Below are 12,811 nucleotides of genomic sequence, written 5' to 3' on the forward strand. Positions count from 1 at the left end.
CCGAAAAATATGTACAGCCAAACTGTACAGGTAGGCTGCGAATAAAGGGTGCTGTCGGTTGTCGGAGGGGGAGATGGCGTCGGCTGCGTTGCCTTCGCGGGCGCGGCACCGACCACGATGCCGTCGGGCCTGCGCGGGCAAAGTCACGATGACGAGGGAGTGGGTGGCGGGCCGACGTCGTCAAGGTGCGCGAGCTGGTACGGGCTGAGTCCGGCCCGCCTGAGCGGACACAGCGGAGTCGGCCGGTCGAGAGAAGGCTCGGAAGCCGAAAGCCGAAAGCCGGAAGCCGGAAGCCGGAAGCCTGGAAGTCAGGAGCCGGAAGCCAGGAGCCGGCTCAGGCGAGGAAGCCGCGCGGCGGCCATGCGGAAATGTCGGCGCGCCGCGTCACACCGGCGAGACCCAGGTACATCATGGCCTTCACCTCGGGTCGTACGGAGGCGGCACAGTGTCGCCTCGGCGCGACGAGGAGAACTGAGGAGGCGACCATGGGCGGCGCACAGCGCAACGAGGGCGACCAGGCGGCCCGTTGGAACGGAGCGGCAGGCAACGCCTGGGTGGCGGCGCAGGACGTCCTGGAGAACCTCTTCAGGCCGCTCGAAGAACTGCTCGTCGAGGCGGTCGCCGCCGCCCCGGGGGGCCGGGTGCTCGACGTCGGCTGCGGCACGGGTTCCACCACCCTGGCCATCGCGCGGCGACTCGGCACATCGAGCGGCTGCGTCGGCCTCGACATCTCCGAGGCGGCGGTCGCCGCCGCCCGGGAGCGCGCCGAGCGTGAGCGGACTTCCGTGTCCTTCCTCGTCGGAGACGCGCAGGAGCACGCTTTCGACCCGGGAGCTTTCGACGCGGTGGTGTCCCGCTTCGGGGTGATGTTCTTCCCGGATCCCGTCCGCGCCTTCGCGAACCTGCGGCGGGCCGCCGCGGACGACGCCCTCCTCCGAGCCATCGCGTGGCGCGGTCCCGAGGACAATCCGTTCATGACGACGGCCGAGCGCGCCGCGGCACCGCTCCTGCCGGACCTCCCGGTCCGCCGCGCGGACGAGCCGGGCCAGTTCGGCTTCGCCGACGCGGACCGGGTGGGCCGCATCCTGCGGGAAAGCGGCTGGGCCGACGTCGACATCCGGCCGATCGACGTGACCTGCGTCCTGCCCGAAGCCGAACTGGTCGGCTACTTCACCCGCCTGGGCCCGGTCGGCCTGAAACTGCGCGACGCGGACGAGGGGACGCGCGCCCGGGCCGTCGAGATGGTCCGCCCGGCCTTCGACCCGTACGTCCATGGCACGGAAGTACGTTTCACCGCGGCCTGCTGGATGCTGTGCGCCCGAGCGGCGGCGTAGACCAAGGACCGGAAGACCGGAAGACCGGAAGACCGGAAGACCGGAAGACCGGAAGACCGGAAGACCGGAAGACCGGAAGACCGGAAGACCGGAAGACCGGAAGACCGGGGGATCGGATGACCGGGCGGCCCGACGGGCGAAGCCGTTAACCCGAGTGGCGGCCTGGGTGCTGCGCCGCGCTGTTCCGCCGATGAGTTTTCGGCGGCTTTGCGGTCTACCTGTCGACGAAGGGAGCGCACCATGCGCAAGGTCATCATCTGCACGTTCCTGACGCTGGACGGCGTCATGCAGGCGCCGGGCGGCCCGGACGAGGACGCGGAGAGCGGGTTCGAGCACGGCGGCTGGCAGAAGCCGGTGTCGGACGACGAGGTCGGCGCCGCCATCGCCGGCTGGTACGAGCACTCCGACGCCATGCTGCTCGGCCGCAAGACGTACGACATCTTCGCTTCGTACTGGCCGACCGCCGACCCCGACAACCCGTTCACCCATCGCATGAACGCCATGCACAAGTACGTCGCGTCCCGCACCCTGACGTCCGTCGAGTGGCAGAACTCCACGCTGCTGGAGGGCGACACCGCCGATGCCGTACGCAAGCTGAAGGCGTCCGACGGCGGCAACATCAATGTCGTCGGCAGCGGCGACCTGGCCCAGACGCTCATGCGGCACGGCCTCGTCGACGAGTACCGGCTCACCATTCACCCGGTCATCATCGGCAGCGGCAAGCGGCTGTTCGCCGACGGCGCGATCCCCACCGCGCTGGAGCCGGTCAGCGTGTCGACGACGAAGGGCGGCACCGTCGTCGGCGTCTTCCGACCGACCGGCGAGCCCGACTACGACAGCTACTGAAAGTCGCAGGCGACAGTCGTCATGTCGAGGTCCTCCGTGCCCGGTGCCGGTGCCACGCCATGGCTCCAGGCGGCTGATGCACCGCTCGACGGCACTGCGCCGCCCGCGGTCTCTGGCCTCGCGGTCGAAAGCCGGTGGCCTCTGCCGCCCCGGCTTCCCCGACGCCCGGCGACGTCATCGAGCGCGGGAAAGCCGGACCGGCATCGTCGTCCGTGCACTGCGCTGTGCGCGGTCAGGCGACGAGCACCGAGGCGATGCATATCGCCAGGCAGTAGACGGCGACTGCCGGACCCACCACCCGCTCGTGCGGGCGCGCCGCCCGCGCCGCTTCGGTCGGTCTGAGTGCCGGATCAGCCGCCAGGACGCGGATCGCGTCGACCGCGGCACGTGCGCGTGGTCGACGGGACAGAAGCGCGGCGATCCAGCGGGGAGGCAGTGCGGGGTAGACCTCCGCGGTGCGGTCGACGGCGTACCGGACCTGAAATCCCGAGTCGTCGGCGGTGACGCTGCGGAATTTGTCCCACGGCACACGGTGAGTCGTGACCATGGTGGTGATCCTGAGACCGTCGCGGTCGGCCAGCACCTGCCAGTTGAGCACGGTGACGACGAGCGGCACCGACACCGCCACCACGCTTGCTAGGACGTACGCGCCTGGCAAGTTCGGGGTGGGCCCCTGTGTTCCCGCGACCAGGAGCGGCAGCAGCGCCAGATACGCCAGCACAATCGACCGGGCCACGATCCCGGCCCGCCACCGCACCACTCCCGCGCCGGTCTCCCAGCTGTCGGCGGGCGGCTCCGCGCGGTACTGAGGCCGTACCGGCTCGGTGGTGAACCCGCCTTTTTCCTCCGTGCGAAGGATCAACTCGGCTCCGGTGCACGGCACTCCGTAGAGCACTGCCTCGCGCAGCACGCCGTCCGAGGGGAGGCTGGTCCAGCAGGAGAAGACGGGTGAGCTTCCTTCGGCGTCGTCCGCGGCGAAGATGTCCGTTCGCCGGTCGTCGGCGCCGCCGCCGGGACGCAACAGCACCCGGAGCGCGGGCGCCGGTGACCGGCGCAGGACGGCGATCCTGCGTCGTGCCGCCAGTCCTGTTGCGCCCGTGTTCAGTCCCATCACAAGGGTGAAGAGCCCGAGGTACTGCCAGTCCGAGGGCTTCCACAGCACGGTGCTGTGGAAAGCCGACAGTGTGAGAGCCAGCAGAGCGAACGCGAGGAGGGGCACACCGCAGCCGATGTCCGGTCCGCTGCGACCACTGGTGTCGACATCCTCCGGCAGGGGCAACCGCGCGGAACCGGCGGCATGGAGAGCGAGGTGTCTCTGCCGGCGGGCGACGTGCAGGCGGTGCAGGCATCCGAGCGCCGCGTACCCGGCCGCGACGGCCACGGCGGCGCACGTCGCAGCCGGGATGCGGGGCTGCACCGCTGTGCCGAGGACGATCAGCGGCAGAGCGGACGCCGCCAGGAGCGGCAGGCGCCGCAGCCAGTGCAGGACGACCACGACGGCGAGTCCCAGGTGCGCGGTGACCCACCACCGGGGATCACACGATGCGTGGCCACCGCAGAGGTACGTGTGCAGCTCGCCGGACGGGGCGTCCGTCGCAACGGCGAACGCAGCGCCCAGGGCGAGGGCTGTGGGCAGCGGGTGCGACCACACGCCGGGGCGTGCTGCCAGCCACCGGCGGGTGTCCGTCGCATTCCAGGCGGCGACACCGTGCGGCATCGGCACCGCCGGACGCGGTGGGGGAACGGGGCTCTCGATCACACCTGATGGTCCGGTCAGCGACATGGCCCGATGCCTGCCACCGAGCGACGGAACGGTGAACGCCACGGCACGGAAGGGTACGCAGGGATGTGGCGTTCAGGGTGGCGGCGTCGAGCGGCGCGTCGGCACGGCCGCCGCCGCCCGAGCCCGCGATGCGAGCCTGAGCCATCAAGCCGCGTGCCGTGCGTCCGCAGCATTTGCACGCCGTGGCGAAAGTGCCTTGTGCCGTTGCCCGTTCATGGGAGCGGTGATCGGCGACGCCGACGCTGGACCCGAGGCCGAGCGCCGCAATCGCCGACCATCACCGCCCCGGGGCGTCGCGGGGCCCGCTGAGCCCCGGACAGCGCGAAGGATCAGCCTACGTGGAGTTGCCTGACCTTCTCCTGATGGCTGCTGGTGAAGTCCGGGTCCGTGTAGATGTGGAGCTTGCTGATCAGGAGGCCGCGGAACGTGAAGACGTTGCAGAAGAGGCCTTGGGACACCTCGCCGTCGGGCCATGTGCGGCCGTCGCGAGTGGTACCCCATTCGCGTCCCTCGACGATCACGCGATCTCCACTCGTCATGATGTCCAGGCCGTCGAGGTCATGTTCGAGGTGCCCGAGGTCGAGCCGTCGCGCCAGGTCGGCGATGGCGCCCTTGCCTCGCCCGAACCCGAACTTCGGGAAGTACAGCTCGACGTCGTCAGTACAGAGATCGGCTGCTCGTGGGTCTCCCCGGTCCACTCGCTCGAAGTATGCACGGACGATCTCATGCCGCTGACTCACTGGTTCCTCCCTCACGTTCCCGCTCACCATTTCCGTGCTCCTCTTCGTCATGCCGATCGTGGTCGGCAGGGATGTGCTTCCGGGCGTCCTCGGCAACACCCGCGTGAGTGGGGCAGTTGCGCCAAGGCACACCGCGGACGGTCGGGCACGGCCCATGCCTGGCCGCCCCGACCGCTCCAGGCTCCTACCAGGGCACTTCACCGTTCTCGTCCTGGAACGTTCCGGTCGGGCCGTCCGCGTCGAGAGTCGCGAGGCGCACGACGACCCTGGCGCTCTCCTCCGGCGTCCTTCCGACGCCGAACGCCGCGGTCAGGTCGGTCGCGGTGGTACCGGGCTCGACGGCGTTGAACTTGATGCCGGGCTGGGACTTGGCGTACTGCACCGTGAGCATGGTGGCCGCCGACTTGGACGCCGAGTAGAGCGCCAACGGCAGGTTGAACTCCGGCCGTTGCGGATTGGTCACCGCCCAGAAGGATCCCGCGCTACTCGACACGGTGACCACGGTGGGGTTCGCCGACTTGCGCAGCAGGGGAAGCGCCGCCTCCGTGACGCGCACCACCCCCACGGCGTTGGTGTCGAAAGCCCGGAGTGCCGTGGGACCGTCCAGGGCGCCGTTCCCGAGGATGCCGGCGTTGTTCACCAGCACGTCGAGCCGGCCCTCGGCCGAGTCGATCGTCGCGAGAGCCCTGCTCACCGATGCGTCGTCGGTCACGTCGAGCTGCACGAAGCGTGCGCCGAGCGCCGCGGCGGCCTTCTCGCCCCGCTCGACGTCCCGGGCGCCGACGTAGACGACGTGGCCCAACGCCACGAGCTGCCTGGCCGTCTCGAAGCCGATGCCCTTGTTGGCCCCGGTGATGAGTGTGATGGTCATGCGTGTCCTTCGATTACGTGGCTCGACTGGGCCGTTGACGATGTTCGGACTGTTCATGGAGTTGATGACGCCGACTCCGTGGATCGGCCGGTCAGCCGGCGTGACAGTTGATGTGTGATCGGCTGATGCTGTCGTGCACTGTTCTGTACTTCAAAATCTAAAATGAAGGCAAGCGACTGCCCGTCAAGGACGGTCACGCCATCAACTCAGCAGCGAACGCAGGCCGCTGAGTGAGACCTGTCGCAGCAGTGCGGGTTCCACCCCGGATTGGGCGGTCACGCGCAAGCCGGAGATGACCGCCAGTATCAGCAAGGCACCTTCCTGCGGATCGACGTCCGCCCGGATGCTGCCGTCGAGGCGACCGGCCCGGATCGCCTCCTCCAGGAGAGTCATGTGGTCGCGCAGGTCCCGGTCGAGGATGCGGGTCACGCGCTCGTCCCGTTCCCGCAGGTCCGGAGCCATCAAAGTGTGTACGACCATGCAGCCGGCCGCATGCCCCTGCTCCCGCGCGAGGCGCTCCTCCTCGACGACCCCCTCCATGTGGATACGAAGCCGCTCGCCCCCGCTGAGCCGGTCGTCCGTGAGCAGCCGTGTCCGTGCCTCGCGGTACCCGGCCACGTACCTCTCCAGGGCACGCACGAACAGTTCGTCCTTGGAGGTGAAGGCGTTGTACAGGCTGCTGCGCCGCACCCCCGCCGCCTCGCAGAGCTGCTCGGTCGAGGTGTCGGCGAAGCCGTGCACCCGGAATTCCGCGGCCACCGCGTCAAGCACCGCGGCCTCGTCGAACGATCGTGGCCTACCCATGTGGACGATGCTAAGAGGTTTTGGAACCGGGAATCCAGAACGTGACAGCGGTCGGCCGGAGTGCCCTTTCCGATCGATAGCGGTGACGGCGAAGGGCTCGACTTCACGATTGAAGGTGATCAGGTGGTCATGCCACGCCGATCCCGGTGGCCGAGAGCGACGACGCGCGTCGTGACTACCGCTGCCGAGTCACTCCGGGGCCGGGCCCTGGCGGCCGTCAGCTTGCCCTGGTTTCGAAGACGGGGTCCTTGCTGGTGCGCGCGTGATCGAACCGGGCTGTCCGCAGCAGGTCCTGCCACGAGACGACGGTCGGCCGGCGCCGTAGCAGGGAGCGCCGCTCCCGCTCGGTCATGCCACCCCAGATGCCGTACTCGATGCGCCCGTCCAGGGCGTGAGCCAGACACTCCGTACGGACCGGGCAGCCGGTGCAGAGCGCCTTGGCGCGCTTCTGCGCGGCACCCTCCACGAACAACTCGTCCGGGTCGGCTGTCCGGCACGACCCCTGTCTCATCCAGTCGGTGTTCGCCATACAGCGTGCCGCCCCCTTTTCGTGGCTCCCTTGCGAACGCACATGGTCGTCCCCCATCAGGTCAGGCATCACGCTACGTCATCTGATCCCTAATCAAAATCCGGCAAGATAAGACCCGTTGAGGGCGAATGGCGAAAGCATCGAGAGGTGCACCGCCTACTCGCGCGTGTCGACTGAGCCTTGCCCGGAGGTCGGCGCGTCACCGACGGCGGTCCGGTTGAGGGCTGCGTTGGCAGGTAAGGACCCAAAGTGGGAGAGGCGGCTGCCTGGCCATGTGCACGAGGGCTGCTGGTCGCCACCTCGTCGGCTCGGAAGGCATGCCGCAGGGGATCCTCGTCTGCCGGGAATGCGGCGGTCGGGCCGACCGGCCCGGCCGGCTGCCACCGACCGGCCTGCCTGCCTGCGACCGGCGGGGCCCGTCGGGGCCGTGTTGTGCGCGCCGCGCCGGGTCGTTCGCGCCGCATCAGGTCGTCCGCGTCGCGTCGGGTCGACCGCGTGGACCGTGCCGAGCCGTGCCGAGTGCTCGTAGCCGGACGGTCTCGGCTCTTGCTGCGGGCGGCCATGTGGTCGCTACGGCGGTGCGGCGTCGATGGGTCGGTCCGTCACCGGCGTCTGCGGCGAGTCGGCGAGAGGCCGGCCGGTCGGGACAGCGAGCGCCGCTGAGCTGCGGGTCCTGTGTCCGAACCATGAAATCGGCGTCGGCTGACGCCTCCGCGGTGAAGCGGGACACATGCATGCCCATCTACTTGACTAGTCAAACACATGAAGGCATGCTTGACGAGTCAAGTAAACCCTTCCGGGTTCGTCACCGTCCGGGAGTGGCAACGGAGCAACGGAAGGAAAGGCCATGCACACCAGCGCCTTCGAGGTCGGCCTCGACTCCTTCGGCGAAGTCGCGACGGACGGCGGCCGGACGCTCGACGACGCCGAGACCGTCCGACTCCTCGTGGAGGAGGCGAAGCTCGCCGAGGCTTCGGGGGTCGACGTGTTCAGTGTCGGTGAGCACTACCGGCCGGGACATGTCGACAGCGCCACTCCCGTTCTGCTCGCCGCCATGGCCACGGCCACGGAGCGGATACGGCTGGGAACGTCCGTGACGGTGCTGAGCACCAATGACCCGGTGCGGCTCTACCACGAATTCTCCACGCTGGACGCGGTGTCGAACGGCCGCGCCCAACTGGTCCTCGGGCGCGCCTCGGCCACGGAGTCGTTCCCCCTGTTCGGCTACGACATCGCCGACTACGAGCAGCTCTTCGAAGAGAAACTGGACCTCTTCCTGCGGCTGCAGAGGGAAGAGAGGGTGACCTGGAACGGGGAGACCCGTACCTCGATCACCGACCAACAGCTGCGTCCGCGGATGCGCCCCGGAGGAATACCCACCTGGATCGGCGTGGGCGGCAGTCCCAACTCCGTCCTCCGTGCCGCCCGTTACGGCCTGCCGATGATGCTTGCCGTCATCGGCGGCCGGCCGCAGCGCTTCGCCGGCCACGTGAAGCTCTACCACCGGGCGCTGGAGCAGGCAGGACACGACCCCCAGCCCATCGGTCAGCATTCACTCGGGCTGGTCGCCGACACCGATGAAGAGGCGAGGGAGACCTGGTGGCAGTACTGGGAACCGGTCGTGACCCGGCTCGCGGAGGAGCGCGGGTTCTACAAGCCGGACCGACAGCGCTACGAGGCCGAACTGGACGATGGCGCGCTGTTCGTCGGGTCCCCGGAGACGGTCGCCCGCAAAATCGCGGAAGTCGCCCGTGACCTGCACCTGAGTCGCTTCGACCTCAAATACGACATCATGCATCTTCCGCGCCAGGCCCGCGCCCGCAGCATCGAACTGCTGGGCAGTGAAGTCGCGCCGCGCGTGCGGGAGATGTTGAGCAAGGAAGTCACACATGTCTGATCTCATCCTCGGCCTGGACACCTTCGGCGACGTGCCCCAAGACGACTCCGGTGCTCTCGTCTCCCACGCCAGGTCGATACGCCAGACCGTCACCGAGGCGATCCTCGCGGACGACATCGGCGTCGACGTCCTCGCACTCGGCGAGCACCACCGCCCCGAGTACTCGGTGAGCACCCCGGAGACGGTGCTGTCCGGCATCGCCACCCGCACCAAGCGCATCCGTCTGTCCTCCGGCGTGACCGTCCTCAGCTCCGACGACCCGGTCCGGGTCTTCCAGCGGTTCGCGACGCTCGACGCGCTGAGCGACGGACGAGCCGAAGTCATCCTGGGGCGCGGCTCGTTCACGGAGTCGTTCCCGCTGTTCGGCTACGACCTCGCCGACTACGACCTCCTCTTCGAGGAGAAGCTCGACCTCTTCGTGCAGTTGCTCAAGGAGAAGCCCGTCACCTGGCAGGGGACGGTACGGCCGCCGCTCGACCATGTGGAGGTCTACCCGACGACGGAGTCCGGCCACCTGACCACGTGGGTCGGCGTCGGCGGTTCCCCTCAGTCGGTGGTGCGCACCGCTCGGCACGGACTTCCCCTGATGATCGCCATCATCGGCGGTTCCCCGGCGCGGTTCGCGCCCTACATCGATCTGTACGAGCGCGCCACGGCCCAGTTCGGCACCACCGCCCATCCGGTCGCCATGCACTCGCCCGGCTTCGTCGCCGACACCGACGAGGAGGCCCGCGAGGCGCACTGGCCGGGTTACCGGGTGATCCGGGACCGTATCGGCGCCCTGCGCGGCTGGCCGCCGATACGCCGGGAGGAGTACGAGGCCGAGATCGCGCACGGCTCCTTGTACATCGGTTCTCCCGAGACGGTCGCCCGCAAGATCGCCCGGGCCGTGAGCGAACTGGGCGTCGGCCGGTTCGACCTCATCTACGCCGCAGGCTCGCAGTCGATCAGCGCTCGCCTGCGTTCGGTCGAGCTGTACGGCACGAAGGTGATCCCCATGGTCCGCGACATCCTCGCAGGCTGACCCGTGGAAGGAGACGGAATGGACATCGAAGACGTACGCACGATCGGCATTCTGGGCGCCGGAAAGGTGGGAACCGTGCTGGCCCGGCTGGCCGTTGCCGCCGGCTACCGCGTACTCGTCGCGGGCTCGGGAGCACCGGACAAGATCGCGCTCACCGTCGAGGTCCTCGCCCCGGGCGCGGTCGCGGTCACCGCGGCCGAGGCGGCGGCCCAGGCGGACGTCGCGATCCTCGCCCTTCCCCTGGGCAAGTACCGCGGTATCCCCGTCGACGCGCTGCGCGGAAAGCTCGTCATCGACGCGATGAACTACTGGTGGGAGGTCGACGGCGTGCGTGACGAATTCACCGATCCACGCACCTCCACCAGTGAGATGGTTCAGGCGTTCCTGCCGGAATCGAGGGTCGTCAAGGCGTTCAACCACATGGGCTACCACGACCTGGAGGACGGGGCGTCGCCGCAAGGCACCGCCGGGCGCAAAGCGATCGCCATCGCCGGCGACGGCCCGGCGGACCTGTCGGCGGTCGCCGTCCTGGTCGACGCCCTCGGCTTCGACCCCGTCGACGCCGGCTCGCTCGCGGAAGGCGTCCGGCTGGGTCCGGGTACCGAGCTCTTCGGGGCCAACGTCGCCGCCGGCGAACTCCGCGCGATGCTCGAACGGTTCCCCAGGTCGGAACACGGACGACTGATCACCGAGGCCCGCTCGACTCAGGCGGCGGACGCGAACTGAAACCTGTCGGCCTCACGTGAGGCGAAGCGAGAGGGAAACTTCGGCGAGCGTCGACGGGAGCCACACCTGGCGTCGGCTGCTGGACTGGGCCGAGGGCGGCGTCTGGCCACGCCCGCACGCCGCCCTGCTGAGCGAGCGAGCTGCGTAGTACCGACATTGCTGGACCTGGGTGACCGCTCCGAGGACGGCTTGCACGTTCGGGCTCTCAAAGGCGCTGAGGGGGCCAAGGAGTCAAGCTGGCATCTCGGAGGTCGGCTTGTGTGCAAGGAAGCCGGCGATCTTCCAGTTCAACTTCTCGTCGGGCTCCTGCACCAGCTGAGCGTCGATGGCGAACCCCGCCCCGTTCAGCAACTGCGCAAGCCGGCCTGCAGGCAGGCGATAGGACTCGAAGGACACGGGAAGGCCGCCGTAGGCCTGTGCAGGACGACGGTGCTCACCGGAACCGACGTGGCCCACGAGGAGGAGATGTCCACCGGGTGCCAAGGTGCGGTGAAACTCGGCGAACACGAGCGGCAGCAGCTGCGGAGGCGTGTGATGGGTGGAGTAGAAGGCCAGGATGCCTCCGAGCGCGTCGTCTGCGAACTCCAGGGCGGTCATGGATCCCACGGAGAAACACAGGTCTGGGAAGGCGGTGCGCGCCAGTTCGATCATTCTCGGGGACACGTCGATGCCGATCGGCGACACCCCGAGTCCCGCGAGGTGAGCCGTCACTTTGCCCGGGCCGCAGCCCAGGTCTGCGACCGGTCCTCGGTCAGATGCCCGCACGAGTTCGGCGAACGCGGTCAGCATCGAGCGGGACAACGGGTCCAGCTCTGATGGCGGCTTGACCAGGGCGGCGTAAGCGTCGGCCACGGTGTCGTACGACTCCCGGACCTGAGACAGGTAAGAAGGCTCAGTCACGAGGCGAATGTAGACGGATGCACCGACATCGCCGTTGCCCGGTGAGCAAGTGGTCGAACCTGGAGTGGGCTCACGCCTCGGCGATCAACGTCCGAGCAACCCTGCGAGCTTCGCGGTCAACACGGAGGCGTCGGGCAGTCGAGTCGGCGAAGGCTGTCGCCGGAAGCGTGCAGTGAGCGGCGGCCGAACCGCGTCACCTCCCGTACTCAGTACGGGAGGTGGCCTCGGTCAGGCCGCCACTGCGCAGCTCCTCGGTGGGCCCGGGGAGGGTGAGTTGCCTTACAGCGAGGCTGCCAGAGTCCAGGCCGTGGCTATCGAGATCAGGCAGAAGATCACCGGCGCCATCGCGGCGTTGCGGGTCTTGCTGTCCGCGTAGTCGCCCCACTTCGCGTGGTAGCCGATCGCGCCGATGAGCAGGAGGACCATGCCGATGGCGGCGGCTATGCCGAGGGGCTGCCACCAGATGCCGGCCAACAGGCCAAAACCGGCGGCCACTTCGGAGAGTCCGATGAAGCGGACCAGGCCGGAGCTGAGTCCCTTGGCGACGAGGCCCTCCGGCACGTCGCCCTTCAGCTGGGCCTTCGGGGCACCCGCGGCGAGCGAGAAGAGAGCGAGGAGAACACTGAGGATGACAGCGGCGATGTACACGAGGATCCTTGTTCGAGGCTGAAGGGTGATGTGGCCATGTGGTCCGCCCGTAGCGGGCTGAAGGGACGTGCGTCGTCCGTCGGGCACATGGCAGCGCGGCCCGTTCGCGGTGGGGGACGGGCATGTGGGAGGCGCGGACGCCGAGCTGCCCGCCCAGTGAGCGGCATCGGAGGGGCCGAGCATGGCTGCGTCGCCGCCGATGGGTGAGGACGCGGGAGTGGGCAAGTGCGCACGGCCCCGGCTGGCGACCGGACCACGTACTGCCGTGATCCCGGCGAGCGGCGAGGCGGGAGCGCAGGGGCTCAGCTCAGCGGTGCACCCGGCCCTTCCGTGCCGATCCGCACTGGTCGGCGCTGATCCGCGCAAGAGACTCGTCAGAGCTGCGTATCGCGGAGTACTGGTTCCGATTCGCCCGAGACGGCTGTTCTAGTCCGCACGGTAGGCCGAACCGGCGTGTGCTGCGCCAGGCTCTGCCCGCGTACGGGTGTCGATCACGGGGTTCGATCATGAGGGACGGGAATCCCATCCGTGGTCGAACGCGGGACGCGAGGGGGTCCACCCGCCCACGGGCACATGGACCCCCTTGTCCCCGCTCACCGCCTCCGCACAACCGTCCGCAGCAGACGGTCCCTCATGGTCTTCGTGGGACTGCGGGAGGGCGGAGCCGATTGCGCCGGCGTGAGACCGACGTCATCAGCCGTACGTCTGG

Annotated in this window: 12 protein-coding genes; 5 read left to right on the plus strand and 7 right to left on the minus strand. The window is 68.9% G+C overall.

Annotated features, from left to right (window positions below; translation table 11 throughout):
• Nucleotides 1–485 precede the first annotated feature (485 nt).
• A complete protein-coding gene (locus tag ACWGIS_RS13585; protein WP_453362563.1) occupies nt 486–1,334 on the plus strand; it encodes a class I SAM-dependent methyltransferase in 849 nt (282 codons plus the stop codon).
• A 240-nt stretch (nt 1,335–1,574) separates the two neighbouring features.
• On the plus strand, nt 1,575–2,180 hold the full coding sequence (locus tag ACWGIS_RS13590) for a dihydrofolate reductase family protein (RefSeq protein ID WP_453362564.1): 606 nt from the start codon (nt 1,575–1,577) through the stop codon (nt 2,178–2,180).
• 232 nt (nt 2,181–2,412) lie between these two features.
• Here the strand turns inward: ACWGIS_RS13590 and ACWGIS_RS13595 are convergent, their stop codons facing one another.
• From ACWGIS_RS13595 to ACWGIS_RS13615, 5 genes are all read right to left on the minus strand, one after another.
• Complete coding sequence (locus ACWGIS_RS13595) at nt 2,413–3,903, minus strand: hypothetical protein (RefSeq protein ID WP_453362565.1); 1,491 nt, start codon at nt 3,901–3,903, stop codon at nt 2,413–2,415.
• A gap of 389 nt (nt 3,904–4,292) precedes the next feature.
• Nucleotides 4,293–4,703 carry a nuclear transport factor 2 family protein gene (locus ACWGIS_RS13600; protein WP_453362566.1) on the minus strand — a complete coding sequence of 137 codons (411 nt, stop codon included), beginning with the start codon at nt 4,701–4,703 and terminating at the stop codon, nt 4,293–4,295.
• 184 nt (nt 4,704–4,887) lie between these two features.
• On the minus strand, nt 4,888–5,574 hold the full coding sequence (locus ACWGIS_RS13605) for an SDR family NAD(P)-dependent oxidoreductase (RefSeq protein ID WP_453362567.1): 687 nt from the start codon (nt 5,572–5,574) through the stop codon (nt 4,888–4,890).
• A gap of 201 nt (nt 5,575–5,775) precedes the next feature.
• Nucleotides 5,776–6,378 carry a TetR/AcrR family transcriptional regulator gene (locus ACWGIS_RS13610; RefSeq protein ID WP_453362568.1) on the minus strand — a complete coding sequence of 201 codons (603 nt, stop codon included), beginning with the start codon at nt 6,376–6,378 and terminating at the stop codon, nt 5,776–5,778.
• Between the two features lie 217 nt (nt 6,379–6,595).
• Complete coding sequence (locus ACWGIS_RS13615) at nt 6,596–6,907, minus strand: WhiB family transcriptional regulator (RefSeq protein WP_453362569.1); 312 nt, start codon at nt 6,905–6,907, stop codon at nt 6,596–6,598.
• Nucleotides 6,908–7,754: 847 nt separating this feature from the next.
• On the opposite strand from ACWGIS_RS13615, the gene ACWGIS_RS13620 reads away from it, so the two are divergent.
• From ACWGIS_RS13620 to ACWGIS_RS13630, 3 genes are read left to right on the plus strand one after another with little or no spacing between them, the layout of a single operon-like run.
• On the plus strand, nt 7,755–8,804 hold the full coding sequence (locus tag ACWGIS_RS13620) for an LLM class flavin-dependent oxidoreductase (protein WP_453362570.1): 1,050 nt from the start codon (nt 7,755–7,757) through the stop codon (nt 8,802–8,804).
• Nucleotides 8,797–9,828, plus strand: coding sequence for an LLM class flavin-dependent oxidoreductase (locus ACWGIS_RS13625; RefSeq protein ID WP_453362571.1), 1,032 nt, complete (start codon nt 8,797–8,799; stop codon nt 9,826–9,828). The genes ACWGIS_RS13620 and ACWGIS_RS13625 overlap by 8 nt, the downstream gene beginning before the upstream one ends.
• Nucleotides 9,829–9,846: 18 nt before the next feature.
• Complete coding sequence (locus ACWGIS_RS13630; protein WP_453362572.1) at nt 9,847–10,554, plus strand: NADPH-dependent F420 reductase; 708 nt, start codon at nt 9,847–9,849, stop codon at nt 10,552–10,554.
• A gap of 231 nt (nt 10,555–10,785) precedes the next feature.
• On the opposite strand, the gene ACWGIS_RS13635 is transcribed toward ACWGIS_RS13630, so the two are convergent.
• Complete coding sequence (locus ACWGIS_RS13635; protein ID WP_453362573.1) at nt 10,786–11,454, minus strand: class I SAM-dependent methyltransferase; 669 nt, start codon at nt 11,452–11,454, stop codon at nt 10,786–10,788.
• Between the two features lie 279 nt (nt 11,455–11,733).
• Nucleotides 11,734–12,102, minus strand: a complete 369-nt coding sequence (locus ACWGIS_RS13640) for a DoxX family protein (protein WP_453362574.1) — start codon at nt 12,100–12,102, stop codon at nt 11,734–11,736.
• Between the last annotated feature and the right edge of the window lie 709 nt (nt 12,103–12,811).

Source organism: Streptomyces sp. NPDC054842 (assembly GCF_053611025.1).

What these genes read in the sequence shown, in the direction of transcription:
- ACWGIS_RS13585 (WP_453362563.1), top strand. Translation starts at nt 486, where the DNA reads ATGGGCGGCGCACAGCGCAACGAGGGCGACCAGGCGGCCCGTTGGAAC.
- ACWGIS_RS13590 (WP_453362564.1), top strand. Translation starts at nt 1,575, where the DNA reads ATGCGCAAGGTCATCATCTGCACGTTCCTGACGCTGGACGGCGTCATG.
- ACWGIS_RS13605 (WP_453362567.1), bottom strand. Translation starts at nt 5,574, where the DNA reads ATGACCATCACACTCATCACCGGGGCCAACAAGGGCATCGGCTTCGAG.
- ACWGIS_RS13610 (WP_453362568.1), bottom strand. Translation starts at nt 6,378, where the DNA reads ATGGGTAGGCCACGATCGTTCGACGAGGCCGCGGTGCTTGACGCGGTG.
- ACWGIS_RS13615 (WP_453362569.1), bottom strand. Translation starts at nt 6,907, where the DNA reads ATGGCGAACACCGACTGGATGAGACAGGGGTCGTGCCGGACAGCCGAC.
- ACWGIS_RS13620 (WP_453362570.1), top strand. Translation starts at nt 7,755, where the DNA reads ATGCACACCAGCGCCTTCGAGGTCGGCCTCGACTCCTTCGGCGAAGTC.
- ACWGIS_RS13625 (WP_453362571.1), top strand. Translation starts at nt 8,797, where the DNA reads ATGTCTGATCTCATCCTCGGCCTGGACACCTTCGGCGACGTGCCCCAA.
- ACWGIS_RS13630 (WP_453362572.1), top strand. Translation starts at nt 9,847, where the DNA reads ATGGACATCGAAGACGTACGCACGATCGGCATTCTGGGCGCCGGAAAG.